A 23881-nucleotide genomic window follows, 5' to 3' on the forward strand; every position below is an offset into this window, starting at 1 on the left:
CGATACGCTTCCGTCCCGCCCCCGTAGCAACAGTTCCCTAGAGGCACCCGCATGGCCCCCATCCCCCGCCGCGCCTATGCGGACATGTACGGCCCCACCGTGGGCGACCGCGTGCGCCTCGCCGACACGGACCTCTGGATCGAGGTCGAGGAGGACCGCACCACCTATGGCGAGGAGGTGAAGTTCGGCGGCGGCAAGGTCATCCGCGACGGCATGGGCCAGTCGCAGCGGACGCGCGCCGAGGGCACGATGGACACGGTCATCACCAACGCGGTGATCGTGGACCATTGGGGGATCGTGAAGGCCGACGTCGGCCTGCGCGACGGGCGCATCGCCGGCATCGGCAAGGCGGGCAACCCGGACGTGCAGCCGGGCGTGGACCTCGTGATCGGCCCCGCGACGGAGATCATCGCGGGCGAGGGGCGCATCCTGACGGCGGGCGGGTTCGACGCCCACATCCACTTCATCTGCCCGCAGCAGATCGACGACGCGCTGCATTCTGGCCTGACGACGATGCTGGGCGGCGGCACCGGCCCCGCGCACGGGACGCTCGCCACCACCTGCACGCCCGGCCCGTGGCATATCGGGCGGATGCTGCAGGCGATGGACGGCTGCCCCGTGAACCTCGCCGTGGCGGGGAAGGGCAATGCCTCGGACCCGGCGCCGATCGAGGAGATGGTGCGCGCGGGCGCCTGCGCGCTGAAGCTGCACGAGGACTGGGGGACGACGCCGCAGGCGATCGACACCTGCCTGTCGGTCGCGGACCGGATGGACGTTCAGGTGATGATCCACACCGACACGCTCAACGAATCCGGCTTCGTCGAGGACACGGTCGCGGCCATCGCCGGGCGCACCATCCACGCCTTCCACACCGAGGGGGCGGGGGGCGGCCACGCGCCCGACATCATCAAGGTCTGCGGCCTGCCGCACGTCATCCCGTCGAGCACGAACCCGACGCGGCCCTACACGGTGAACACGCTGGAGGAGCATCTCGACATGCTCATGGTGTGCCACCACCTCGACCGCGCGATCCCCGAGGACGTGGCCTTCGCCGAGAGCCGCATCCGCCGCGAGACCATCGCGGCCGAGGACATCCTGCACGACATGGGGGCCTTCTCGATCATCGCGTCCGACTCACAGGCGATGGGCCGGGTGGGCGAGGTCGTCATCCGCACGTGGCAGACCGCCGACAAGATGAAGAAGCAGCGCGGGCGCCTGCCCGAGGAGACGGGCGAGAACGACAACCGCCGCGTCCGCCGCTACGTGGCGAAGTATACGATCAACCCCGCGGTGGCGCATGGCATGTCGCGCGAGATCGGGTCGGTGGAGACCGGCAAGCGCGCCGACCTCTGCCTCTGGTCCCCAGCGTTCTTCGGCGTGAAGCCCGAGATGGTGCTGGTCGGCGGGTCCATCGCGGTGGCGCAGATGGGCGACCCCAACGCCTCCATCCCGACGCCCCAGCCCGTGCATTCGCGGCCCATGTGGGGGACGATGGGCCGGGCGGTGGAGCGGGCGGCGGTGCTGTTCGTGTCGCGGGACGCGGAGGTGGAGGGGCTGGGCCTCGCCAAGGACTGCGTGGCGGTGGAGGGCACGCGCGGGATCGGCAAGGCGGACATGGTGATGAACGACCTGACCCCCGAGGTGGAGGTGGACCCCGAGACCTACGAGGTCCGCGCGGACGGCGAGCTGCTGACCTGCGAGCCGGCCGAGGTGCTGCCGATGGCGCAGCGGTACTTCCTGTTCTGATGCGCTGCGCCGTCCTGATCCCCTGCGCCTTCCTCGCCGCCGCACCGCCCGCCGGGGCCTGCCCGACCCGGTCGGACGTGGACGGCGCGGGCGTGGCCGCCACCCATTCGATCGGTACCGAGACCTTCCGCCGCCTCCCCGACGGGCGGGTGCTGAACGTCTGGACCGAGGGGGGCGACACTTGGTCCGACCTGCTGGGCCCGGGCGGCGTCGTGATCGCCTACTGGAAGGGGGACGCCCCCTTCCTCGCCGCCGACGAGGTCACGTTCCGGCGCTTCGACGAGCCGCGCATCGCCACCGCGCGCCCGATGCCCGGGCTGGGCCTTTCCTCCACGGGGACGGAAGGCGCGGGCGGCGGCGGGGAAGAGCGCATCCGCGCCAAGCTCGCGTGGAGCGAGACGGTGGGCGAGGTGGACGTCGCCGGCTGTTCCTACACCGGCCTGACGGGGACGTTCCGTCTGGACTGGGGGCCGGACGACGCCGTGGAGATACGCTTGGTCCACCTGCGCGAGCTGGACCTCGTGATCCCTCTTTCGAGCGGTAATCCCGGCGCGCCGGAGCCCTTCGGCTACACTGCCTTCGAACCCGTCGAATGACCGCCCCCGCCTCCGCCGCGATCATGCTGCTCGCCGGGATCGGCATCCCGGTGCTCGCGGCGCTGAACGCCCGCCTCGGCGGGGTGATGGGCGCGCCCGCATCCGCCGCCGTGATCCTGTTCGCCGTGGCCTTGGCCTCCTCGCTCCTCGTCGCCGCCGCCACCGGCCTCGACCTGCGCGCCGCCGCGGGCGCACCGCCGCACCTGTTCCTCGCCGGCGCGCTGATCGCCTTCTACGTGCTGTCGATCACATGGATCGCGCCGCGCTTCGGGATCGGCAACGCGGTGTTCTTCGTGCTGATGGGGCAGCTGGCCTCGGCGGCGCTGATCGACCAGTTCGGGCTCTTCGGCGCGCGCGTGGTCGAGATGACGTGGGTGCGCGGCGCGGGCCTGTCGCTGATGGCGGCGGGGCTGTTCCTGACGCAGATCGCGGGGCGGGGGTGAGGCGGCGTCTGCCGAAATGCGTAGCGCCGTGGAGGCCGTCCGCCCGGCGGGCACCGCCGGGCAGCGACCGTCCGCCCCCCCGGGCGGTCGCTTCGCGACAGCCCGCGGACGGCCGCTGCCCTCCGCACGTCGCGCGATCGTCCAGATGCCCGCCGCCCTCGGAGCGGACCCCATGACCACCTTCCTCGACCATCTCCATGCCCCCGCCGACCGGATCGTCCTCGACTACGACGCGCGCCTCGTCCGCCGGAAGCGCCTCGTGACCGAAGGCGGGCGGGCCGTGATGCTCGACCTGCCGCGCCTCACGGACCTCGGACGCCACGCCGGGCTGCGGCTGGAGGACGGGACCGAGGTCGCGGTGGTGGCCGCCGAGGAGCCGGTGCTCGTCGTCCGGGGGGACCTGCCGCGCCTCGCATGGCATGTCGGCAACCGGCACGCGCCCTGCCAGATCGGGGGGGACCACCTCGTGATCCGGCACGATCCCGTGCTGCGCGACATGCTTGTGAAGCTCGGCGCCGAGGTCACCGACGACGCCCGCCCCTTCGAGCCAGAGGGCGGCGCCTATGGCCACGGGCGCACGATGGGGCATTCGCACGACCACCCGCATGACCACGACGACTGACCTCCTGCGCCTCGCGCAGTGGACGGGGGCGGGCTTCCCGACCTCGGCCTACGCCTACTCCCACGGGCTTGAGACGGCGATGGCCGAGGGGCGCGTCACCGACGCTGCCGGGGTCGAGGCATGGACGCGCGACGTGTTGACCCGCGGGACGGGGCCGCTCGACGCGTGGGCGATCCGCGGGGTGATGGGAGGGGCCGACCCCAGCACGACGGGCGCGTTCCTGCAGGCCCGCGCGGGCGCGCCGGAGCGCTGGGCCGAGGCGCGCGACATGGGCACGGCCTTCGCCGCCACGCTCGGCGCCGAGGCCCACCCGCTGCCCGTGGCCCTCGGCCTCGCGGCGCGCGGGATGGACCCGGAGACGGTCGTGGCCCTCCACCTCCAGTCGCTCGCCGCCCAGATCGTGCAGGCCGCCGCCCGCTTCCTGCCTTTGGGCCAGTCCGAGGCGCAGGCGATCCTCGCCGCGCTCCACGACGCCATCGCCGCCGAGGCCGCCCGTCGCCACGACGAGCCGCCCGGGCAGGGCGCGTGGCTGGCCGAGATGGACGCGCTGGCGCACGAGGGGCTGCAACCGAGGATCTTCCGCACATGACCTCTCCTCCCAAGAGCGAACACGGCCCCCTCCGCGTCGGAATCGGCGGACCCGTCGGCGCGGGCAAGACGACGCTGACCGAGCGGCTGGCCCGCGCGCTGTCGCCCGACCTCTCCCTCGCGGTCGTCACCAACGACATCTACACCCGCGAGGACGCCGAGTACCTGACCCGCGCCCAAGCCCTGCCGTCGGAGCGCATCCGCGGCGTGGAGACCGGGGGCTGCCCCCACACGGCGATCCGCGAGGACGCGAGCATCAACCTCGCCGCCATCGCGGACCTGCGGGCGGCCATCCCCGACCTCGACCTCGTCCTCATCGAGAGCGGGGGCGACAACCTCGCCGCGACCTTCTCGCCGGAGCTGGCGGACCTCTCGATCTACGTGATCGACACGGCGGCCGGGCAGGACATCCCACGCAAGAAGGGGCCGGGGGTGACGCGCTCTGACCTGCTGGTCCTCAACAAGACGGACCTCGCCCCGCACGTGGGGGTCGACCTCGGCGAGGCGCGGCGCGACCTCGACGCGGCACGGGGCGCGCGGCCCTACGTGATGGCGGCGCTGCGCCACGGCACCGGGGTGGAGGAGGTCGTCGCGTGGCTGCGCGAGGCGGGGGGGCTCTGACCGGCCTCGCGCCGCGGCTCGGCACCCTCGCCGTCGCCGCGCTGGGGACGCTCGCGTTCTGGGCGCTGGACCTGCCGCTGCCGTTCCTCTTCGGCCCGATGTTCGCCTGCCTCGCCGCCGCGCTGCTGCGCCTGCCGCTGGCGGGGCTGGGAAAGGTGTCGATCGCCGCGCGCACCGTGCTCGGCATCGCCGTCGGCGCGTCCCTCACCCCCGCCGTGGTCGCCGTGCTGCCGACGATGGCGCTGTCGCTGCTGCTGGTGCCGCTCTACGTGGCGGTCATCGCCGCCGTGGGGACGTGGTTCTTCCGCCGCCTGCGGTTCGACCCCGTGACGTCCTACTACGCCGCGATGCCCGGCGGGCTGCAGGACATGGTGATCTTCGGCTCCGAGGCGGGCGGCGACCCCCGCGCGCTCTCGCTGATCCAAGCGACGCGCGTGCTGCTGATCGTCACGCTGGCGCCGCTGATCCTGTCCGTGGGCTTCGGGGCCTCGCTCGACGCGCCCATCGGCGCGCCCGCCGCCGCGCTGCCGGTGGCGCAGATGGCGCTGATGGCCGCCGCCGGGGCCGTGGGGTGGTGGATCGCGGCGAAGGTCGGCCTGTTCGGGGCCTCGATCCTCGGGCCGCTGATCGCCGCGGGGGCGCTATCGCTGGCGGGCGTGCTGGAGCACCGACCGCCCGCCGAGGCGATCCTCGCCGCGCAGTTCCTCATCGGGATCGGCATCGGCGTCGGCTATCTCGGCGTGACCCCGGCCGAGGTCCGCCGCGACGTGGCCGCCGGGGTCGGCTTCGTCCTCGTGCTGGCCGTTCTCACGGTGGCCTTCGCCGAGGCGGTCGTCTGGCTGACCGGCGCACCGCATCTCGAGGCGTTCCTCGCCTTCGCCCCCGGCGGGCAGGCGGAGATGACGATCATCGCGATCCTCGTCGGGGCGGATCTGGGCTTCGTCGTGGTGCACCACCTCGTGCGGCTGGCGGTCGTGATCACCTGCGCGCCGCTCTTCGCGGGGCGGGGGACGAAGTGAGCGGGGCATCCGCGCGGAACGCGAGGGCAGGCGAGCCGCGCATCACCGGGCCGTCCCACGGCCCTGCGATCCTGCGCCGCCGGCGCGACGGTCGGGCGGCGTGCGGGGGTGAGGGATAAAGCGCTTCGCGGAGGGGGCGGGTCGCCGCGCCACGGCCCTGCGATGCGCTAGTGTTCGTGTGGAGCACCATCGTAGAAGACTTCATGCACCTCCAGCGCCCCGAACTCGCCGGCACCTTCGGCATGGTCGCCACCACCCACTGGCTCGCCTCCGCCGCCGGGATGCGGATGCTGGAGCTGGGCGGCACCGCCGCCGACGCCGCCGCCGCCGCCGGGATCACGCTGGGCGTGGTCGAGCCGCATCTCTGCGGACCCTTGGGCGACATGCCCGCCCTCGTCTGGCCTGCGGGCGACGACGTCCCCCACGTGATCTGCGGGCAGGGCCCCGCGCCCGCCGGGGCGACCCGCGACCACTACGTCGCCGAGGGGCTCGACCTCATACCCGGCGCGGGCCTGCTCGCCACCGTGATCCCCGGCGCGTGGGACGCGTGGATGCTGATGCTCCTGCGGGGCGGGTCGCTGCCCCTGCGGACGGTGATGGAGCCCGCGATCGCCGCCGCCCACGGCCACCCCCTGCTGCCGCGCGCGGCGGCGGGCATCGCCGAAATGGCCGACCTGTTCCGCGCCGAGTGGCCCTCCTCCGCCGCGACGTGGCTGCCCGGCGGCGCCGTCCCCGCGCCGGGCGAGGTCTTCGCCAATCCCGCCCTCGCCGCCTTCTGGGAGCGCCTGCTGGCGGAGGCGGAGGCCGCCGAGGGCCGCGCGGTGCAGATCGAGCGCGCCCGCACGGTCCACGCCGAGGGCTTCGTCGCGGAGGCGGTGCAGGCCCAGATCGACGCCGGGCCGGTCATGGACGGCACGGGCGCGCGGCGGGCGGGCGCCCTGTCGGCGGGGGACATGGCGGGGTGGCGGGCGACGGTCGAGCCGGCCCTCGCCGTCGACCACCACGGCTGGACCGTGTGGAAATGCGGGCCGTGGACCCAAGGCCCCGTCCTGCTCCAGACGCTGCTCATGCTGGAGGGCGACGACCTCTCGGCACCCGACTCGACCCATCTCGCCGTCGAGGCGCTCAAGCGCGCCTTCGCGGACCGGGAGGCCTACTACGGCGACCCGGACCATTCGGACATCCCGACGGGCACGCTCCTGTCCCGTGACTTCGCCGCCGCGCGCCGCGCCACCATCGGCGACGCCGCCGCCGGGGAGGTCGCGCCCGGCCCGATCCCCGGGCGGGAGGCGTGGGCCGCCGCCGCCACGCGCCGCGCCCGCATGACGCCCGGCGCGGCGGGCCTCGGCGGGGGCGAGCCGACGATGGCGCATCTCGCCAACGCCCGGGGCGACACCGTCCACGTCGACGTGGTGGACCGCTGGGGCAACATGGTCTCGGCCACCCCCTCGGGCGGCTGGCTGAAGTCGAACCCGGTCGTCCCCGGCCTCGGCGTGCCCCTGAACTCCCGCGCCCAGATGTTCTGGCTGGAGGAGGGGCGCCCGACGACCCTCGCGCCGGGGCGGCGCCCGCGCACGACCCTCTCCCCGTCGATGGCGCAGGCGCCGGACGGCACCCGGATGGCCTTCGGCACGCCCGGCGGCGACCAGCAGGACCAGTGGCAGGCGGCGTTCCTGCTGGGGATGATCCACCGGGGGCAGGGGATGCAGGCGGCCATCGAGGCCCCGCTCTTCCACACCGCCCAACTGACGGCGTCGTTCCACCCGCGCGGCCTGCGGCTCCGGCACCTGATGATCGAGCCGCATGCGGGCGAGGCCGCCATCGCGGACCTGCGGGCGCGCGGCCACGAGGTGGAGGTGGCCGAGCCGTGGTCGGTCGGGCGGCTCACGGCCGTCTCGCGCCGCCCCGACGGGGTGATGCGCGCGGCGGCGACGCCTCGGCTGGGGCAGGCCTACGCCGCCGGACGGTAGGCGAAGTCTTTCGAAGACTTCGCTTACGGACGCTTACGAAGCGTCCGCCATCCCCCGCATCTTGATCGGCTCCGTCCGCATCAGGCCCAGCACGTGCGCCATGTAGGGCCGCGCCGCGTCCGCCTCGCGCACCGCCGCGTAGAGCCGCCGGGTCACGCCCCGCGCCGTCAGCGGGCGGGTCACGTAGTCCGACGACCCCCGCACCTCCCGCAGCACCCAGTCGGGCAGCACCGCCACCCCGCGCTGCGACGCCACGAGAAGCAGGATCACGGCCGTCAGCTCCACCTGCCGGACCGCCGCGGGCTCCACCCCGGCGGGGATCAGCAGTTGCGAGAACACGTCCAGCCGGGGCCGGTCCACGGGGTAGGTGATCAGCGTCTCGCCGCGGAAGTCCTCGGCCTCGACGTGGGGCCTCGCCGCGAGCGGATGGGACGCCGCGGCGACGAAGACCGGCTCGTAGTCGAAGAGCGGGCGGAAGGTCACGCCGGGCAGATCCTCGGGGTCGGACGACACCACGAGGTCCACCTCCTCGCGCTGCAAGGCGGGCAGGGCCTTGAACTGCAGGCCGGGGCGGATGTCGACGTCCACGTCCGGCCACGCGCGGCGGAACCGCTCCAGCACCGGGAACAGCCACTCGTAGCAGGCGTGGCACTCGATCGCGATGTGCAGGCGGCCCGCCCGGCCCGCGTGGAGGCCCGCGAACTCCTCCTCCACCGCCTCGACCTGCGGCAGCACCTGCTCGGCCAGACGCAGCAGCCGCTCGCCCGCCGGGGACAGGCGCATCGGCTTGGTGCGGCGCACGAACAGCTCCATCCCCACCAGCCCCTCTAGGTTCTTCACCTGATGGCTGAGCGCCGACTGCGTCACCGCCATCCGCTCGGCGGCGCGGGCGAAGCTGCCCGCCTCGTGGATGGCGCGGATGGTGCGGAGGTGGCGGAACTCGAGATGCAGCTTCATGCGGCGCGCCTCAACATCGGGGTGAGCGTTATGAGCCTGTCTCACGGAACGTCCCCCCGGCACAACGGCGTTGCAGTCCCGAGAGGTGCCCCGATGCCGACCCCGTCCGTCTCCTTCGAGTTCTTCCCGCCCCGCTCGGACGCCGCCCGCGACCGGATGGACCGCGGCGTCGACGCGCTGGCGCCGCTCGGGCCCGCGTGGATGAGCGTCACCTACGGCGCGGGCGGCTCGACCCGCGACGGCACCGCGGACGCGGCCCGCCGGATCAGGGCCCGCACCGGCGCGCGCGTGATGGCCCACCTCACCTTGGGCGGCCAGTCCCGCGACGAGGTGCTGGAGGCCGCCGAGGCGCTGCGCGCGGCGGGGGTCCGCGACCTGCTCTGCCTGCGCGGCGACCCTGCGGAGGAGGGCGCCGCGTTCGCGCCGCACCCGGACGGCTTCCGCGACGTGCCCGAGATGATGGCCGCGCTGCCCGGCTTCACCCTCCGGGTGGCCTGCTACCCGGAGGCGCATCCCGACGCGCGCTCGCCCGACGCCTGCCTCGACTGGCTGCGGCGCAAGGTCGACGCGGGCGCGACCGAGGCGATCGGCCAGTTCTTCTTCGACCCGGCCACGTTCCTGCGCTTCCGGGACCGCGCCGCCGCGGCGGGGATCGGCGGCGTCATCGTCCCCGGCCTGCTCCCGGTCCGCGACTGGCCCAAGGCGCAGCGCTTCGCCGCGTCCTGCGGGGCCGCCATCCCTCCGGATCTCGCCGAGGCGTTCGATCGCGCCCACCGCCACGGCCGCGCCGACGACTTCGCGCTGGCCACGACCTGCGAGATGGCCGACGCGCTCGTCCGCGAGGGCGTTGGGCGGCTCCACTTCTACACGTTGAACCGCGCCGAGCCCGTCCGGGCCGTCTGCCGCGCCCTCGGCGTGGGCCGATCGCTCGCGGCGGTGGCGTGAGGCCGGGTGGGGGTCTAGCCTCCGCCCCATGACCTTCTTCGCCGAGTCGCCCGCCGACCTCGCCACGCGCGACCGGCTCCTGTCGATGTCCGGCCTCGCCTTCATGCAGGCCACGCGCGACGGCACCCTGCCGCAGCCGCCCATCGCCCGCGTCCTGGGCTACCGGCTGACGGAGGTGGAGGACGGGCGCGTGGTGTTCGAGGGGACGCCCGGCTTCGACCACACCAACCCGATGGGGACGGTGCACGGGGGCTGGTACGGCACGCTGCTCGACAGCGCGATGGCCTGCGCGGTGATGACCAAGGTGCCGCGGGGCAGCTTCTACACCACGCTCGAGTACAAGGTGAACGTGACGCGCAACCTGCCCGTCGGCACGCCGATCCGCTGCGAGGGGGCCGTGTCCCACGCGGGCCGGACCACCGGCGTCGCGTCCGGCGAGCTCCGGGGCCGGGACGACGGGACGCTCTACGCGACGGGATCGACGACATGCCTGATCATGCAGGGATGAGCCCCCGCATGGCGGAGGCCGCGATCCGCGCCTCCTTCGCGCGGCAGGCGATGATGACGACGCTCGGGGCCGCGATGGAGACGGTGGCATCCGGCGAGGTCGCGCTGTCCGCCCCCGTGGCGGGGCACGTCACGCAGCAGCATGGCGTCGCCCATGCCGGGCTGACCTTCGCGCTCGCCGACTCGGCGGCCGGCTACGCGGCGCTCACCACGATGCCCGAGGGCTCCGAGGTCGTCACCTCCGAGTTCCGCATCTCGCTGCTCGCCCCCGGGGCCGGTCCGGTCCTGCGGGCGACGGGCCGGGTGGTCCGGCCCGGCCGACGGCTCGTCGCGGTGGCGGCGGACGTGTGGGGCGGGGCGGACGGCACGGTGCACGTGGCCACCGCGCTCGGCACCATGGTGCCGGTGCGGCCCTAGCGGCGCCACCACGGACGGCGGGGCGCCCGCGCGCGCGGCGCCTCGGGCGCGGGAGGGCGCGGGTCCGCGTCGCGCGCCGCGCGCAGCGCCGCCACCTCCGCCTCCAGCCGCTCCAGCCGCAGGGCCTGCCCGAGCGCGAGATCCGCGAGGTGATCCAGCACCTCGGCCCGGACCGCCTCGGGCGCGACGGACCGGCCGGTCCCGGCCCCGCCGCCGCGCACCTCCAGCCCCGTCGCCTCGGCGAAGCGGTCGAACAGGTCCGCGCTCTCGTCCACCACCGCCTGCGCCGCGCGCGTGTCCAGCGCGCGCGCCGCCATCTCGGCCACGTCGCGCGGGCCGTCGTCGCGGAGGTCGGCGCGCACCGCGCGGTCGAACGCCTCGGGCAGCACCGGGCCCGCGTGGCGGTCCGCGAACAGCGCGCGCAGCACGGTCTCCGCCCGGCCGGGGCTCGCGTAGACGGGGGCCGTCCGCGGCTCCAGCGGCACGCCGATGCGCGCGGCGAAGTCGGCGACCACGTCGCCCGCCGCCTCGTAGGACGCCACCTCGCAGGCCGCCCCCACCCGCGCGCGCCACCGGATCGGGCCGTTGTAGGCGACCACCAGGCGCCGCGCGCTCTCGGGGAAGGCAGGGACGGGGCCCTTGCGTGTCTTGTGGCGCACGGCCCACTGGACATGGGCCGAGGCCAGCCAGTCGCGCGGATCGCGGGCGTAGATGACCACCCGAAGGTCGGCGCGCGCGCGCAGCCGGGCGACGAAGGGGTCGATCGCGTCGGGGGCCGCCGAGAGCGACTCGTTCGAGACGACGACCTTGGCCGCGTCGAGGCCCAGGAGGTGGTCGGCCCGCGCGGTCCACGTGGCGGCGTCGGACCGCAGGTAGCCCACCGGCGTGGTCGGCGCCTCGCCCGGCGCGACGGGGCGCATCCCGGCGTAGACCGCGCCGTGCGCGGCCAAGGCGTCCGTCGAGCGCGCGAGCGCGTCCTGGATCGCGGTCGAGCCGTTCTTGCCCATCCCGACATGGAGGATGACCTGCATCGTGCGCTCCGGCGGCGGGACGTCGCGCGGACCCTAGCCGTCCTGCCGCGCCGCCTCCACCATCTCGGCCATCGCGTCCGCGTCCACGAGGCCGGGGGCCGTCCGGTCGCCGATCACGAAGGAGGGCGTCCCGGAGAAGCCGAGCTGGCGGGCCAGCGCCATCGACCCGTCGATATGCGCCTGCACCTCCGGCGCCGCCATGTCCGCGCGCAGCCGGTCGAGGTCGAGCCCGACCTCGCCCGCGACGCGCATCACCGACGCCTCGTCGACGCGCCCGCTCTGGCCCATGAGCGCGTCGTGCATCTCTTGGTAGAGGCCCTGCTCGCGCGCGGCGAGCGCGGCCTGCGCGGCGACGACGGAGCCTTCGCCGAGGATTGGCCACTCGCGGTAGACGATCCGCACGTCGTCGTCGCGGTCCAGCAGGGCCGTCACCTCGTCGCCCGCGCGGCGGCAGTAGGGGCAGTTGTAGTCGAAGAACTCGACCACCGTCACCGATCCGTCCGGGTTGCCGCCCACCGGCGCGTTGGGGTCGCGCTCCAGCAGGTCGCGGTTGTCCGACAGGCTCGCCTGCGCCGCGGCGGCCGCTTCGGCCTCGTCGCGGGCCTGCAGGATGGCGACGGCCTCCATCACGATCTCGGGGTTCTCGAGGATCGCCTGCAGCGCGAGCTGCTTGATCTCCTCCTCCGAGAAGTCCTGCGCGGCGGCGGGCGCGGCGAGGAGCAGGGCGGCGAGGGGGGCGGCAACGAGGCGGCGCATCTGTGTCTCCCGGAAAGGTCGGCCCCGGTGATGGCAGCGGCGGGCGGGGGGCGCAACGGGGCGGGGGCCGCGATGGGCGATCCGCCGCGCCCGCGGCCGGGCGCGCGCGGTCACGTTGCCGTGCGGCGCGGGGCCGCCCCCCTGTCGGAGCGCGGCGGGGGGGCCTATCCCCTCCCCATGCGCGCGCTCCTCGCCCTGCTGTTCCTCTGGCTGCCCCTCGCGGCCCCCGCCGCCGTGACCGCGCCGGTCGCGGGCCATGCCGTGACCGCACGCCTGATGACCGCGGAGGACGGCGTGGGCGAAGGCGTCGCGCGCCTGTCCGCGGGCCTCGCGCTGGAGATGCAGCCGGGGTGGAAGACCTACTGGCGCTCGCCGGGCGAGGTCGGCCTGCCGCCCGCGCTGGACTGGTCGGGCAGCGCGAACGTGGCCGACGTCCAGATCGCCTATCCGGCGCCCACCCGCTTCACCGCCTTCGACATCGAGAACTACGGCTATGCCGGGGCCGTGACCTACCCGCTCACGGTGGTCCTGGAGCGGCCGGGCGCACCCGCGCGCCTCGACTTGGCCGCCGACCTCCTCGTCTGCGCCGAGATTTGCGTGCCCGACCGGGTGGAGCTGTCCCTCGACCTGCCCCTCGGCGGAGGCGTGGACGGCGGGACGGCGGCTCATCTCGCCGAATGGGTCGCGCGCGTCCCCGACGACGGAACCGCGTCGGGCTGGGCGTTGGAGCGGGTCCATCTCGACGCGGACGCGCTCACGCTGACGGCCACCGCGCCCGCGGGCGTCGCCGCGCCCGCCGTCTTCCCCGAGCACGGGGGCGGCGCGTTCGGCCCGCCGGACGTCCGGCTGTCGCCGGACGGGCGGCGCGTCTGGGCGCGGCTCGACGTGCTCGCGCCGGGGGAGGGGCCGCTCGACCTGACGCTCGTGGACGGGGACCGCGCGGCCACGCTGCGCGCCGAGCCCGCGCCGCTGCCGCCCGCGCCGCCCGCCGCGGGGCAGGGGCTATGGCTCGCGCTCGCGCTCGCCGCGCTCGGCGGGCTGATCCTCAACCTCATGCCCTGCGTCCTGCCGGTCCTGTCGATCAAGCTCGCCTCCGCGCTCGCCCTCCGCGACGCCGCGCCCGCGCGCGTCCGCTCCGGCTTCCTGCTCACTTCCGCGGGCATCCTCGGCTTCTTCCTCCTCCTCGCCCTCGCCGCCGTCGCGGCCCGGGCAGCGGGCGTGGCCGTGGGCTGGGGCATCCAGTTCCAGTCCCCCGCCTTCCTCGGCCTCGTGATCGGCCTCGTGACCCTGTTCGCCGCCAACCTCTTCGGCTGGTTCGAGATGGGGCTGGGGCAGGGGCCCACGACCGCGATGTCGCGCGCCGCAGGCGGCGGCGGGGCACCGGGCGACGTCGCCACCGGCGCCTTCGCCGCCCTGATGGCCACGCCCTGCTCGGCCCCCTTCCTCGGCGGCGCCGTCACCTACGCCCTCACCGCAGGCCCCGCGGCCACGATCGCCGTCTTCGGGGCGATGGGGCTGGGCCTCGCCGCGCCCTACTTCCTCGTCGCCGCGGCCCCCGGCACGATCCGCCTCCTGCCGCGACCGGGCGCGTGGATGGTCACGCTCCGCCGCGTGCTGGGCGGGCTGATGCTGCTCGCGGGCGCATGGTTCCTCGTGGTCCTCGCGGGCTCCACCACGCCCGCCACCGCCGCGCTCACCGGGGGCGCGGCCGTGGTCCTGCTCGCCGCCCTCGCGCTCCGCCGCCGCGCGCTGCCCGTCGCCGTGGCGGGCCTCGCGGCGCTGGTCGCGACCGCCGCCCTCGGACCGTCCGCGCCCCGCGCGGCGCCGTCCGACGACTGGGCCGTGTTCTCCGAGGACGCCCTCGCCGAGGCCGTCGCGCGGGGCGAGACCGTCCTCGTCGACGTCACCGCCGACTGGTGCCTGACCTGCCAAGCCAACAAGCGCCTCGTCCTCGACCCGCTCCTCCCCTTGGAGGGCGTCGGGACAATGCGGGCGGACTGGACCCGGCCGGACCCGGCCATCTCCAGCTACCTCGCCGCCCAAGGCAGGCACGGCATCCCGTTCAACGCCGTCCACGGCCCTGGCGCGCCGGAGGGCGTGCTGCTGCCCGAGATCCTGACGGAGGCCGCGATCCGCGCCGCCGTCGACGCGGCCCGCTAGGCGTCGGCCATCGCCGCGTCCATCGCCTGCACGGTGGCGTCCAGCGCCAGCAGGATCGACGCGTGCCGGTTGCGGAAGTCCACCGCGGGCCGCAGCACCTCCAGCCCGTCGAACGGCGCCGCGGGCACCGGCCCGCCCGACTTGAGCATCGCGCGCAGCTCGTCCCGCGCGCTGGCCACCTCGTCCCGCGTCCGGCCGATCATCGCGGCCCCGGACACCGCCGCGCTCGCTTGGCCGAGCGCGCAAGCCTTCACGTCCTGCGAGTAGCGCGCGATCCGCCCCACGGCGTCGAGCCCGACCTCCACGGTCACCGTCGAGCCGCAGAGCGGCGAGCGCACCTTCGCCGTCCCGTCCGGCGCGTCCAGCGGCGCGGGCGCGGGCAGCGAGGCCGCCAGCTCGAGGATGCGGCCGGAATACAGCTTGATGAGGTCGTCGGACATGGTGCCTCCGCGTGCTCGCCCCTAGGTAGGCCCCGCGCCCCAGCGAGGAAAGGTACGCGCGATGTTCGACCCTGCGACCCTCCGTCTCGACGCGAACGGCCTGATCCCCTGCGTGGCCCAAGACCACGCCACCGGCGAGGTGCTGATGATGGCGTGGATGAACGCCGACTCCCTCGCCGCCACCGCCGAGACCGGGATCGTCACCTACTGGTCGCGCTCGCGCTCCGAGCTCTGGCCAAAGGGCGCCACGTCGGGGCACGTGCAGCGCCTCGTCGAGATGCGCGTGGACTGCGACCGCGACTGCCTGCTCGCCCGCGTGGAGCAGACCGGCCCCGCCTGCCACACGGGACGGCGGTCGTGCTTCTACACGGCGGACCGCGACGGGGCGGAGGTGGTCCTCAGCGAGCCGATTACGTGAAACGGGGTTGAACTGTTATCGCTAACATCGCATAGGCCCCCGGAAGCCCGGAGGACCATCATGCCCCTCGACGCCCGCATCGACCGCATCACCGACCGCATCCGCGAACGCTCCCGCCCGACCCGCGAGCCCTATCTCGACCGGATGCGCGCGCAGGCCGCCAAGGGACCGCGCCGCGCCCACCTGCAATGCGGCAACCAAGCCCACGCCTACGCCGCGATGGAGGCGCAGAAGGGCGACCTCGTGGCCGAGCGCCAGCCCAACCTCGGCATCGTCACCGCCTACAACGACATGCTGTCGGCCCACGCTCCCTACTACCGCTACCCCGAGCGGCTGAAGGCCGCCGCCGCCGCCACCGGCGCGACCTGCCAAGTGGCGGGCGGCGTCCCGGCCATGTGCGACGGCGTGACCCAAGGCCAGACCGGGATGGAGCTGTCGCTCTTCTCCCGCGACGTGATCGCGCTGGCCGCGGGCGTGGCGCTGTCGCACGACACGTTCGACGCGGCCCTCTACCTCGGCATCTGCGACAAGATCGTCCCCGGCCTCGTGATCGCCGCCGCGACCTACGGCTACCTGCCGGGCATCTTCGTCCCCGCCGGGCCGATGGTCTCCGGCCTGCCCAACGAGGAGAAGGCGCAGGTCCGCCGCGACTTCGCCGAGGGCAAGGTCGGGCGCGACCGCCTGATGCAGGCCGAGATGGCCTCCTACCACGGCCCCGGCACCTGCACCTTCTACGGCACCGCCAATTCCAACCAGATGCTGATGGAGTTCATGGGCCTGCACCTGCCCGGCGCCTCCTTCGTCAACCCGGGCACGCCGCTCCGCGACGCGCTGACCGACGCCGCCGCCCACCGCGCCGCCGCGATCACCGGCTTGGGCAACGAATACACCCCCGTCTGCGACGTGCTGGACGAGCGCGCGTGGGTGAACGGCCTCGTGGGCCTGATGGCCACGGGCGGGTCCACCAACCTCGTGATCCACCTCATCGCGATGGCCCGCGCGGCGGGCGTGATCCTGTCCTGCGAGGATTTCGACGCCGTGTCCGAGGCCACGCCGCTCATGGCGCGCGTCTATCCCAACGGGCTGGCGGACGTGAACCACTTCCACGCGGCCGGCGGCCTGCCCTTCATGATCGGGCGCCTGCTGGAGGCGGGGCTGCTCCACGAGGACGTGGCCACCGCCGCGGGCCATGGCCTGTCCCGCTACGCCGAGGAGCCCAAGCTCGAGGACGGGACCCTCCACTGGCACCCCGGTCCGCGCGAGAGCCTCAACGACAAGATCCTCAAGACCCCCGCCGACCCCTTCGCCGCGACCGGCGGCCTGAAGGAACTGCGCGGCCCCTTGGGCATCGGCGTCATGAAGGTCTCCGCCGTGGCCCCCGACCTCCACGTGGTCGAGGCCCCGGCGGCCGTGTTCGAGAGCCAGGACGCCGTGAAGGAGGCCTTCAAGGCGGGCGAGCTGGACCGCGACGTGGTCGTCGTCGTCCGCCACCAAGGTCCCCGCGCCAACGGGATGCCCGAACTGCACTCGCTCACGCCCACGCTGTCGGTCCTGCTCCAGCGCGGCCACCGCGTGGCCCTCGTGACCGACGGGCGCATGTCCGGCGCGTCCGGCAAGGTGCCCGCCGCCATCCACGTCGCCCCCGAGGCGGCGGCGGGCGGACTGATCGGCAAGCTGCGCGACGGCGACCTGATCCGCGTCGACGCCGCAGCCGGGCGGCTGGAGGTGCTGGCCGAGGGCGTCGAGGCCCGCGACCCCGCGCCCTTCGACCCCGCCGCCAATGCCACGGGGCTGGGCCGCGAGCTTTTCGCGGTCTTCCGCGCCAACGCGGGCTCCGCGGCGGACGGCGCGGCGGTGGTGGTCTAGCCCACCACGCCCCCGCCTCGCGCGGGGGCCGCGCTGGACGAGGCGCCCCCGCCTCGAATACCGAACATCCAAGCCCGACCCATCCCGAGGCAGCACCCCATGACCCCCCAAGACCAGTCCGCCGCCGCCCGCGACCTCGCCGGACGCGCGCCCGTCATCCCCGTCCTCGTCCTCGACGACGTGGCACATGCGCGCCCCTTGGCCGAGGCGCTGGTCGCCGGCGGCCTCCCCGCGCTGGAGGTGACGCTCCGCACCCCCGCCGCGCTCGACTGCATCCGCGCCATGGCGCAGGTGGAGGGCGGGATCGTCGGCGCGGGCACCCTGCTGACGCCGTCGGACGTCAAGGCCGCCAAGGCGGCGGGCGCCAAGTTCGGCGTCTCCCCCGGCGCCACCGACACGCTGCTGCAGGCCTGCGTGGACGAGGACCTCCCGCTCCTCCCCGGCGCGGCCACCGCGACCGAGGCGATGGCGCTGCTCGAGAAGGGGTGGGACATGCTCAAGTTCTTCCCCGCCGAGGCGTCCGGCGGCGCCCCCGCCCTCAAGGGCATCGGCGCCCCCATCCCGCAGGTCGCGTGGTGCCCCACAGGCGGCGTGAGCCCCGCCAACAAGGATGCCTATCTCGGCCTGTCGAACGTCGTCTGCGTCGGCGGCTCGTGGGTCGCGCCGAAGGCGGCGATGGCCTCCGGGGACTGGGCGGAGATCGAGGGCCTCGCCCGCGCGGCGGCGGGCTGAGCTACTCCGCCCGCACCGCCGTCAGCGCCACGTCGATGGCGACCGAGAAGCCGACGGACGACTCGTCGGGGTAGGTCTCGCCCATCCCGAAGTCCCGCCGGTCCACGGCCGTCGCGCCCCCCATGACGGCGCGGTCCCCGTCGATCTCGAGCGTGAAGGGCAGGGTCAGCGGCACCTCCACGCCCCGGAGCGCGAAGGTCCCCTCGGCGACGTAGCCGTCCCCCTCCGGGCGCAGGTCGGCCACGTAGGTCGCGGTCGGGAAGGCGGCGGAGGCGAGGAACGCCTCGCCGGTGGCCTGCTGCGACACCGTGCCGAGGGCGAGGGAGCCGGTCCCGACGGACACCTCGACCGAGCCGACGGTCCCGTCCGCGCGCGGCGCGGGGTCGAAGTCGATGGCCGCCTGCCAGTCCGCGAAGCTCCCGGTGACGGGGCTGCCGAGCTGCGTCACGGTGATCGAGACGCTGCCCTCCTCGACGGTCCAGTTCGAGGCGGCCCCGACCGAGGCGGCGCCCGCGGCCACGGCGGGCGCGGGGGGCGGCGCCAGCCACAGCCCAACGCCGAGGGCGGCGGCCCAGACGGCGGCGGCGGCCAAGGCGGGCAGGGCCTTGCCATGCGGCCGCTCGACATGCGCCGGCACCCGGCCCGACACCATGCGCGCCAGCGTCCCGTCCCGGTCGATCACCGCGTGCTTCAGCGCCCCGGCGACGTGCAGGAGCAGCGCTACGGCCAGCACCTTGGCGGCGGTTGTGTGCAGCGTGCCCAGCAGGTCGGCGAGCCACGCGTCGTTCGGCACGAAGGGCAGCTCGTCCCCGAGCGGCCAGAGGATCGGGGCGTAGCCCTCGGTCGCGGCATGATGGGTCCAGCCGAGCAGGGGCACGAGGATCAGCGAGCCGTAGAGCAGCCAGTGGACGATCGCCGCGAGCGTCGCCTCCCACCCGCCTTGGATCGGCTGCGGGCGCGGCTGCGCCAGCGCCCAGAGGACGCGGACGACCGCGAGGGCGAAGATCGCGATCCCCACCGTCTTGTGGACCGAGAACAGCGTGACCGTGCGCGCCACCTGCTCGGGCGAGGCCGCGCCCGCCTCGATCGCGGCCGCGCCGTCATGGGCGATCACGCCCAAGGGGATCACCGTGAGCATCAGCAGCGCGATGGCCCAGTGCAGCGCGCGCTCGACCCAGCCATAGGCGCGGTCGGTGTTCGTGGCGGTGGTAACGCGGGTCGACATGGCGGCCTCCGGGACGGGACGGCCCCAATCTACCCGATCCCGCCCCGCCGCCAACGCGCATTCCCGCACGCCCCCCATGCGCGGGCCGCGCCCTAGCCCGCGGGGGCGAGCCGGCCGAGGTTCGCCGCGCGCACGCGGGCCGCCGCGTCGTCGTAGAGGAACGGCAGGAACGCGTAGCGCCGCCCCTCCGTCACCTTCGACACCCTGTGGAGCAGCGAGCAGGAGAACACGACCGCGCCCCCCGCCGGGGCCTTCAGGCCGCGCGGCCCGTATTCGGGGAACGACACCTCGCCCCCCGCGAACCCGTCGTTCAGGTTGATCGACACCGCGAAGCGCCGGTGCGCGGTGCCGGACGTGGTGTTGTCCCGATGCGCGTTGAAATGCGCGCCCTCGGCGGCGTCGTAGCAGGAGACGATGTAGCGCTCCATCCGGGTGGCGTGGAACTGGTGGGCCTTGGCGATGGCCGGGACCACGCGCCGCGCGATCCGCGACTGGAGCGTCGCGCGCAGGCCGGGGTCGTCGATCGGCGCGTCCCGGCGCACCTTGTGGGACGGGTCCATGACGGCATGCGTCCGCCCGTCGATCTCGCGCATGAAGCCCGACTCCTGCCCGCCATGGTCCTCGTAGAGGTCGATCAGCCGGCGGCAGAGCGCGGGCTCGAGCACGTTGCGCAGCAGCAGCACCGGCGCCCCCAGCGCCGCGCCCGCGTGCGCCCCCGCGGGCGGCAGGCGGCGGAGGCGCGCCGCTAGGTCCGCGAGCCGGTCGACCGGCACGATCGCCTCGACGCGCATCTCCGGGTCGATCAGCACCAGCGCGGGCCGGTCCGCCGCCCCCTCCGCGGCCACGCCGTAGAGGCGGGCCACCGCCCGGTCCGCGTCGAGGAACACCCGAAGCCCCGGGATGCGCCCCGCAAGCCGCCCGCCCGGATCGGCATGGGGCGCGACGAGGAACGCGCAGGCGTGGTCGTCGTCGAACGCCGCCTCGGCCGCCAGCGCGTCGTGCAGCGCCGCCTCCCCGCCCGGCGCGGGGAAGGCGAGCACGATCCAGCGCCCCGCCACCGTGTCGAAGGCGAAGCGCGGGTTGCCGCGCGTCGCGGCGCGGAAGAACGGCGCCGGCTCGCCGGGAAAGAGGGGGGCGTGGGGCATCTCGGTGGTCTCCTGGGGCGCGACGATGCCACCGGGCTGCGGCAGAATGAAGGCGGGGAGGCTGGCCCTCCGCGGCGCGCGCGCGCTATGTCGCGCCAAACGGACCGTCTGGAGTGCACCCATGTCCCGCGCCTTCGTCTTCCCCGGCCAAGGGGCCCAGAGCATCGGCATGGGCCGCGACCTCGCCGAGGCCTACCCGGCCGCGCGGGCCGTGTTCGACGCCGTGGACGCCGCCTTGGGCGAGGACCTGTCGGGGCTGATCTGGGGCGGCGACGCCGAGACCCTGACCCTGACCCGCAACGCCCAGCCCGCGCTGATGGCCACCTCCATCGCCGCCCTCCGGGCCCTCGAGGCCGAGGGCGTCTCGGTCGCCGACCACGCCGCGATGGTCGCGGGCCACTCGCTCGGCGAGTACGCCGCGCTGGTCGCGGCGGGCGCGCTGGACCTCGGCGACGCCGCCCGCCTCCTGCGCCTGCGCGGCGAGGCGATGCAGGCCGCCGTGCCGGCGGGCGAGGGGGCGATGGCCGCGATCCTCGGCCTGGACCTTGACGCGGTGCGCGCGGTCGCCGCCGAGGCCGCGCAGGGTGGCGAGGTGGTCGAGGCCGCCAACGACAACGACCCCGGCCAGGTGGTCGTCTCCGGCCACCGCGCCGCCGTCGCGCGCGCCACGGAGATCGCCGAGGCGCACGGCGCCAAGCGCGCCGTGCTGCTGCCGGTCTCCGCGCCCTTCCACTGCGCCCTGATGGAGCCCGCCGCCCGCGCGATGGCCGAGGCGCTGGACGACGTGGACCTGCACCGCCCCGTCGTGCCCGTCGTCGCCAACGTCGAGGCGGGGCCGGTGAGCGACCCGAACACAATCCGGTCGCTGCTCGTGGAGCAGGTCACCGGGGCCGTCCGCTGGCGCGAGAGCGTGGCGCGCATGGCGGCCGACGGCGTCACGGAGGTCTGGGAGATCGGCGCGGGCAAGGCGCTGTCGGGGATGGTGCGCCGCATCGACCGGGCGCTGGCGACCCGGCAGGTCGGCACGCCCGCCGAGGTGGCCGAGGCGGCGGCGTCGCTGTGATCCGGCGCGCGGTCCTCGCGGCGCTCCTCGCGCTGGGCGTCGCGGGTCCGGGCCACGCGGACGACAAGCCCGCGCTCACCCGCGTCGAGGTGCGCGACGGTCGGCTGCACATCGCGGGCGACCTCGACGCCACCACCGGCCCGCGCGTGCGGGCGGCCCTCGCCGCCCATCCCGAGGTGGACGAGGTCGTCCTCGGGCGCATCCCCGGCTCGGTCGACCTCGACCGGACGCTGGAGCTGGGGCGGTGGCTCCGGGCGGGGGGCTTCGACACCTACCTGACGTCCGACTCCGCCATCTTCTCGGGCGGCGTCGACCTGTTCCTGTCCGGCGTCCGCCGCCGGATGGAGGCGGGCGCGCGGATCGGCGTGCACGCGTGGTCCGACGCGAACGGCCAAGCCACGGACTACGGCCTGACCGACCGGACGCACCGCAACTCGCGCGGCTACGTGCGCACGATGCTGGGCTCGGACGACTTCTACTGGTTCGCGGTCAAGGCCGCCCCGGCCAGCCGGATCCACACCCTCACCCCCAAGGAGATCGCGCGCTACGGCCTGCTGACCGCGCCCGTGATCGAGCCGCAAGGAGACGACTGAATGTTCGACCTCACCGGGAAGTCTGCCCTCGTGACCGGGGCCTCCGGCGGCATCGGCGCCGCCATCGCGCGCGCGCTCCACGCGCAGGGCGCCGCCGTGGGCCTTTCGGGCACCCGCGAGGATCCGCTGCGCGCGCTGGCCGACGAACTGGGGGAGCGGGCGCACGTCCTGCCCTGCAACCTGTCGGACGCCGACGCGGTGAACGCGCTGCCCAAGCAGGCCGCCGAGGCGATGGGCGCGGTCGACATCCTCGTGAACAACGCGGGCGTGACGCGCGACAACCTGTTCATGCGCATGTCCGAGGAGGAGTGGTCGCAGGTCATCGAGGTGAACCTGACGGCGGCGTTCCGCCTGTCCAAGGGCGTCCTGCGCGGGATGATGAAGGCCCGCTGGGGCCGCATCGTGAACGTGTCCTCCGTGGTGGGGACGACGGGCAACCCGGGGCAGGGCAACTACGCCGCGTCGAAGGCGGGGCTCGTGGGCATGTCCAAGTCGCTGGCCTACGAGGTGGCGTCCCGCGGGATCACCGTGAACGCGGTCGCGCCGGGCTTCATCGCGACGGCCATGACCGACAAGCTGACCGACGACCAGAAGGCCAAGATCGACGATCAGATCCCGGCGGGCCGCATGGGCACCCCCGAGGAGATCGCCGCCGCCGCGCTCTACCTCGCCTCGCCCGAGGCTGCCTACGTCACGGGCACGGTGCTGCACGTCAACGGCGGGCTGGCGATGGTGTAACGCCAAGTTCCTTCGGAGGAACTCGCGAATCCCTTCGAAGGGATTTGCCACCGCCAAGGCCCCGCGATATAGGGCCGCACGCCGACCGGACCGCCGGTCCGATTGGAACGGCCCGCGTGGGCGAACGAAGAGGTGAATCATGAGCGACATCGAAGATCGCGTCCGCAAGAAGGTCGTCGAGCACCTGGGCGTGGAAGAGGACAAGGTGACCGAGAACGCCTCGTTCATCGACGATCTGGGCGCCGACTCGCTCGACACGGTCGAGCTGGTCATGGCCTTCGAGGAGGAGTTCGGGATCGAGATCCCCGACGACGCCGCGGAGTCGATCCAGACCTTCGGCGACGCCGTGAAGTTCATCAAGGAGAACAGCTGATCCCCATGTGATCGGCTGACGCTGACAGGGCGCCCTCCGGGGCGCCTTCGTCGTTTGCGGGGGACGGCGTCGCCCCCTATCTAGCGTCCGTGGAGGGATGGGCATGAGCGTGGGCGTCTTCGACAGCGGCTTGGGCGGCCTGACCGTGTGGGACGCGCTGACGCGGCGCCTGCCCGACGTGGCCTTCTCCTACTATGCCGACAGCGCGCATGCCCCCTACGGGACGCGGACCATGGAGGACGTGCACGGCCTGACCCGCGACGCGGTGCACGCGATGTGGGAGACGTCGGACCTCGTCGTGCTGGCCTGCAACACCGCCTCGGCCGCAGCTCTGCGCCGGATGCAGGAGGCGGGGGTGCCCGAGGGCAAGCGGGTGCTGGGCGTGTTCGTGCCGATGATCGAGGCGCTGACCGAGCGCGGCTGGGGCGACAACACCCCCCCGCGCGAGGTGGGGGTCCGGCAGGTCGCGCTGTTCGCCACGCCCGCCACCGTGGCGTCCCGCGCGTTCCAGCGGGAGCTGGCGTTCCGCGCGATCGGGGTGGACGTCGAGGCGCAGGCCTGCGGCGGCTTGGTCGACGCCATCGAGGACGGGGACGAGGCCTTGGCGGAGGCGCTGGTGCAGGCGCATGTCGCGGCGCTCCGGCGGAAGATGCCGGCGCCGGACGCCGCCGTGCTGGGCTGCACGCACTACCCCTTGGTGGCGGAGGCGTTCCAGCGGGCCTTGGGGCCGGAGGTGCGGGTGCTGAGCCAAGCGGACATCGTGGCCGAGAGCTTGGCCGACTACCTCGAGCGGCGCCCCGGGATGCGGGGCGACGGCGGGGCGCGGATGGTGACGACGGGGGATCCGGAGACGGTGTCGCAGCGGGCGACGCAGTTCCTGAAGCGGCCCCTGCGGTTCGAGGGGGCGTGA

26 protein-coding genes are annotated in these 23881 nt (G+C 74.6%); 20 read left to right on the plus strand and 6 right to left on the minus strand.

Features of this window, described 5'->3' with window-relative positions:
• Window positions 1-51: 51 nt before the first annotated feature.
• The 8 genes from ureC (at window position 52) to JQC91_RS15600 (ending at window position 7605) form a co-directional block, all read left to right on the plus strand.
• Window positions 52-1746, plus strand: coding sequence for an urease subunit alpha (gene ureC, locus JQC91_RS15565; protein ID WP_203288220.1), 1695 nt, complete (start codon window positions 52-54; stop codon window positions 1744-1746).
• On the plus strand, window positions 1746-2342 hold the full coding sequence (locus tag JQC91_RS15570) for a hypothetical protein (RefSeq protein WP_203288221.1): 597 nt from the start codon (window positions 1746-1748) through the stop codon (window positions 2340-2342). Before ureC ends, JQC91_RS15570 begins: the two co-directional genes overlap by 1 nt.
• Window positions 2339-2785: a DMT family transporter gene (locus tag JQC91_RS15575; RefSeq protein ID WP_238941579.1), complete on the plus strand. Its 447-nt coding sequence runs from the start codon at window positions 2339-2341 to the stop codon at window positions 2783-2785. The genes JQC91_RS15570 and JQC91_RS15575 overlap by 4 nt, the downstream gene beginning before the upstream one ends.
• Before the next feature lie 172 nt (window positions 2786-2957).
• A complete protein-coding gene (locus JQC91_RS15580) occupies window positions 2958-3407 on the plus strand; it encodes an urease accessory protein UreE (RefSeq protein ID WP_203288223.1) in 450 nt (149 codons plus the stop codon).
• Window positions 3391-3996 carry an urease accessory UreF family protein gene (locus tag JQC91_RS15585; RefSeq protein ID WP_203288225.1) on the plus strand — a complete coding sequence of 202 codons (606 nt, stop codon included), beginning with the start codon at window positions 3391-3393 and terminating at the stop codon, window positions 3994-3996. The genes JQC91_RS15580 and JQC91_RS15585 overlap by 17 nt, the downstream gene beginning before the upstream one ends.
• A complete protein-coding gene (gene ureG / locus JQC91_RS15590) occupies window positions 3993-4616 on the plus strand; it encodes an urease accessory protein UreG (protein WP_203288227.1) in 624 nt (207 codons plus the stop codon). Before JQC91_RS15585 ends, ureG begins: the two co-directional genes overlap by 4 nt.
• Complete coding sequence (locus JQC91_RS15595) at window positions 4589-5635, plus strand: AbrB family transcriptional regulator (RefSeq protein WP_343069994.1); 1047 nt, start codon at window positions 4589-4591, stop codon at window positions 5633-5635. The genes ureG and JQC91_RS15595 overlap by 28 nt, the downstream gene beginning before the upstream one ends.
• A 176-nt stretch (window positions 5636-5811) precedes the next feature.
• Window positions 5812-7605 carry a gamma-glutamyltransferase gene (locus JQC91_RS15600; RefSeq protein WP_343069995.1) on the plus strand — a complete coding sequence of 598 codons (1794 nt, stop codon included), beginning with the start codon at window positions 5812-5814 and terminating at the stop codon, window positions 7603-7605.
• 33 nt (window positions 7606-7638) lie between these two features.
• Here JQC91_RS15600 and JQC91_RS15605 read toward each other — a convergent pair whose 3' ends face one another.
• Entirely contained in the window at window positions 7639-8556 is a 918-nt protein-coding gene (locus tag JQC91_RS15605) for a LysR family transcriptional regulator (protein WP_203288667.1), read from the minus strand.
• A 99-nt stretch (window positions 8557-8655) separates the two neighbouring features.
• On the opposite strand from JQC91_RS15605, the gene JQC91_RS15610 reads away from it, so the two are divergent.
• Genes JQC91_RS15610 through JQC91_RS15620 form a run of 3 tightly spaced genes read left to right on the plus strand, consistent with a single transcriptional unit; the run spans window position 8656 to window position 10431 of the window.
• Entirely contained in the window at window positions 8656-9507 is an 852-nt protein-coding gene (locus tag JQC91_RS15610) for a methylenetetrahydrofolate reductase (protein WP_203288228.1), read from the plus strand.
• Between the two features lie 28 nt (window positions 9508-9535).
• Window positions 9536-10015, plus strand: a complete 480-nt coding sequence (locus JQC91_RS15615) for a PaaI family thioesterase (RefSeq protein WP_203288229.1) — start codon at window positions 9536-9538, stop codon at window positions 10013-10015.
• On the plus strand, window positions 10012-10431 hold the full coding sequence (locus tag JQC91_RS15620; protein WP_238941580.1) for a PaaI family thioesterase: 420 nt from the start codon (window positions 10012-10014) through the stop codon (window positions 10429-10431). Before JQC91_RS15615 ends, JQC91_RS15620 begins: the two co-directional genes overlap by 4 nt.
• Here JQC91_RS15620 and JQC91_RS15625 read toward each other — a convergent pair.
• Both JQC91_RS15625 and JQC91_RS15630 read right to left on the minus strand, forming a co-directional pair.
• Window positions 10428-11462, minus strand: a complete 1035-nt coding sequence (locus JQC91_RS15625; RefSeq protein WP_203288230.1) for a hypothetical protein — start codon at window positions 11460-11462, stop codon at window positions 10428-10430. The genes JQC91_RS15620 and JQC91_RS15625 overlap by 4 nt on opposite strands.
• 33 nt (window positions 11463-11495) lie before the next feature.
• Window positions 11496-12218, minus strand: a complete 723-nt coding sequence (locus JQC91_RS15630; protein WP_203288231.1) for a DsbA family protein — start codon at window positions 12216-12218, stop codon at window positions 11496-11498.
• 177 nt (window positions 12219-12395) lie between these two features.
• Between JQC91_RS15630 and JQC91_RS15635 the strand changes: the two genes are divergently transcribed.
• Window positions 12396-14378 carry a protein-disulfide reductase DsbD domain-containing protein gene (locus JQC91_RS15635; protein WP_203288232.1) on the plus strand — a complete coding sequence of 661 codons (1983 nt, stop codon included), beginning with the start codon at window positions 12396-12398 and terminating at the stop codon, window positions 14376-14378.
• Here JQC91_RS15635 and JQC91_RS15640 read toward each other — a convergent pair.
• Window positions 14375-14818, minus strand: coding sequence for an iron-sulfur cluster assembly scaffold protein (locus JQC91_RS15640; protein ID WP_203288233.1), 444 nt, complete (start codon window positions 14816-14818; stop codon window positions 14375-14377). The genes JQC91_RS15635 and JQC91_RS15640 overlap by 4 nt on opposite strands.
• 61 nt (window positions 14819-14879) lie before the next feature.
• On the opposite strand from JQC91_RS15640, the gene hisI reads away from it, so the two are divergent.
• From hisI to eda, 3 genes are all read left to right on the plus strand, one after another.
• A complete protein-coding gene (hisI, locus tag JQC91_RS15645) occupies window positions 14880-15236 on the plus strand; it encodes a phosphoribosyl-AMP cyclohydrolase (protein ID WP_203288234.1) in 357 nt (118 codons plus the stop codon).
• A gap of 60 nt (window positions 15237-15296) precedes the next feature.
• Window positions 15297-17102 carry a phosphogluconate dehydratase gene (gene edd, locus JQC91_RS15650; RefSeq protein WP_203288235.1) on the plus strand — a complete coding sequence of 602 codons (1806 nt, stop codon included), beginning with the start codon at window positions 15297-15299 and terminating at the stop codon, window positions 17100-17102.
• Between the two features lie 99 nt (window positions 17103-17201).
• The gene (gene eda / locus JQC91_RS15655) at window positions 17202-17834 is read left to right on the plus strand and encodes a bifunctional 4-hydroxy-2-oxoglutarate aldolase/2-dehydro-3-deoxy-phosphogluconate aldolase (RefSeq protein ID WP_203288237.1); all 633 of its coding nucleotides are present in this window, start codon (window positions 17202-17204) and stop codon (window positions 17832-17834) included.
• Between the two features lies 1 nt (window position 17835).
• On the opposite strand, the gene JQC91_RS15660 is transcribed toward eda, so the two are convergent.
• Window positions 17836-19059 (minus strand): cytochrome b/b6 domain-containing protein, encoded by a 1224-nt coding sequence (locus tag JQC91_RS15660; RefSeq protein WP_203288240.1) that lies wholly within the window; start codon window positions 19057-19059, stop codon window positions 17836-17838.
• A gap of 92 nt (window positions 19060-19151) precedes the next feature.
• On the minus strand, window positions 19152-20204 hold the full coding sequence (locus JQC91_RS15665; RefSeq protein WP_203288242.1) for a 2OG-Fe(II) oxygenase: 1053 nt from the start codon (window positions 20202-20204) through the stop codon (window positions 19152-19154).
• Between the two features lie 121 nt (window positions 20205-20325).
• Between JQC91_RS15665 and fabD the strand changes: the two genes are divergently transcribed.
• From fabD to JQC91_RS15690, 5 genes are all read left to right on the plus strand, one after another.
• A complete protein-coding gene (gene fabD / locus JQC91_RS15670) occupies window positions 20326-21267 on the plus strand; it encodes an ACP S-malonyltransferase (protein ID WP_203288244.1) in 942 nt (313 codons plus the stop codon).
• Window positions 21264-21860 carry a hypothetical protein gene (locus JQC91_RS15675; protein ID WP_203288246.1) on the plus strand — a complete coding sequence of 199 codons (597 nt, stop codon included), beginning with the start codon at window positions 21264-21266 and terminating at the stop codon, window positions 21858-21860. Before fabD ends, JQC91_RS15675 begins: the two co-directional genes overlap by 4 nt.
• Window positions 21861-22598, plus strand: a complete 738-nt coding sequence (gene fabG / locus JQC91_RS15680; protein WP_203288248.1) for a 3-oxoacyl-[acyl-carrier-protein] reductase — start codon at window positions 21861-21863, stop codon at window positions 22596-22598.
• Between the two features lie 139 nt (window positions 22599-22737).
• Window positions 22738-22971, plus strand: a complete 234-nt coding sequence (locus JQC91_RS15685) for an acyl carrier protein (RefSeq protein WP_203288250.1) — start codon at window positions 22738-22740, stop codon at window positions 22969-22971.
• Window positions 22972-23074: 103 nt separating this feature from the next.
• Window positions 23075-23881: an aspartate/glutamate racemase family protein gene (locus tag JQC91_RS15690; protein ID WP_203288252.1), complete on the plus strand. Its 807-nt coding sequence runs from the start codon at window positions 23075-23077 to the stop codon at window positions 23879-23881.

Source organism: Jannaschia sp. Os4 (genome assembly GCF_016820245.1).
Taxonomy (GTDB): Bacteria; Pseudomonadota; Alphaproteobacteria; order Rhodobacterales; family Rhodobacteraceae; genus Jannaschia.

Coding starts and splice junctions, on each gene's coding strand:
- JQC91_RS15635 (WP_203288232.1), top strand. CDS start 12,396: ATGCGCGCGCTCCTCGCCCTGCTGTTCCTCTGGCTGCCCCTCGCGGCC.
- JQC91_RS15570 (WP_203288221.1), top strand. CDS start 1,746: ATGCGCTGCGCCGTCCTGATCCCCTGCGCCTTCCTCGCCGCCGCACCG.
- ureC (WP_203288220.1), top strand. CDS start 52: ATGGCCCCCATCCCCCGCCGCGCCTATGCGGACATGTACGGCCCCACC.
- JQC91_RS15625 (WP_203288230.1), bottom strand. CDS start 11,462: ATGCAGGTCATCCTCCATGTCGGGATGGGCAAGAACGGCTCGACCGCG.
- JQC91_RS15630 (WP_203288231.1), bottom strand. CDS start 12,218: ATGCGCCGCCTCGTTGCCGCCCCCCTCGCCGCCCTGCTCCTCGCCGCG.
- fabD (WP_203288244.1), top strand. CDS start 20,326: ATGTCCCGCGCCTTCGTCTTCCCCGGCCAAGGGGCCCAGAGCATCGGC.
- JQC91_RS15610 (WP_203288228.1), top strand. CDS start 8,656: ATGCCGACCCCGTCCGTCTCCTTCGAGTTCTTCCCGCCCCGCTCGGAC.
- hisI (WP_203288234.1), top strand. CDS start 14,880: ATGTTCGACCCTGCGACCCTCCGTCTCGACGCGAACGGCCTGATCCCC.
- ureG (WP_203288227.1), top strand. CDS start 3,993: ATGACCTCTCCTCCCAAGAGCGAACACGGCCCCCTCCGCGTCGGAATC.
- JQC91_RS15620 (WP_238941580.1), top strand. CDS start 10,012: ATGAGCCCCCGCATGGCGGAGGCCGCGATCCGCGCCTCCTTCGCGCGG.
- JQC91_RS15690 (WP_203288252.1), top strand. CDS start 23,075: ATGAGCGTGGGCGTCTTCGACAGCGGCTTGGGCGGCCTGACCGTGTGG.
- JQC91_RS15615 (WP_203288229.1), top strand. CDS start 9,536: ATGACCTTCTTCGCCGAGTCGCCCGCCGACCTCGCCACGCGCGACCGG.
- JQC91_RS15575 (WP_238941579.1), top strand. CDS start 2,339: ATGACCGCCCCCGCCTCCGCCGCGATCATGCTGCTCGCCGGGATCGGC.
- JQC91_RS15660 (WP_203288240.1), bottom strand. CDS start 19,059: ATGTCGACCCGCGTTACCACCGCCACGAACACCGACCGCGCCTATGGC.
- edd (WP_203288235.1), top strand. CDS start 15,297: ATGCCCCTCGACGCCCGCATCGACCGCATCACCGACCGCATCCGCGAA.
- JQC91_RS15640 (WP_203288233.1), bottom strand. CDS start 14,818: ATGTCCGACGACCTCATCAAGCTGTATTCCGGCCGCATCCTCGAGCTG.
- eda (WP_203288237.1), top strand. CDS start 17,202: ATGACCCCCCAAGACCAGTCCGCCGCCGCCCGCGACCTCGCCGGACGC.
- fabG (WP_203288248.1), top strand. CDS start 21,861: ATGTTCGACCTCACCGGGAAGTCTGCCCTCGTGACCGGGGCCTCCGGC.
- JQC91_RS15685 (WP_203288250.1), top strand. CDS start 22,738: ATGAGCGACATCGAAGATCGCGTCCGCAAGAAGGTCGTCGAGCACCTG.
- JQC91_RS15585 (WP_203288225.1), top strand. CDS start 3,391: ATGACCACGACGACTGACCTCCTGCGCCTCGCGCAGTGGACGGGGGCG.
- JQC91_RS15665 (WP_203288242.1), bottom strand. CDS start 20,204: ATGCCCCACGCCCCCCTCTTTCCCGGCGAGCCGGCGCCGTTCTTCCGC.
- JQC91_RS15580 (WP_203288223.1), top strand. CDS start 2,958: ATGACCACCTTCCTCGACCATCTCCATGCCCCCGCCGACCGGATCGTC.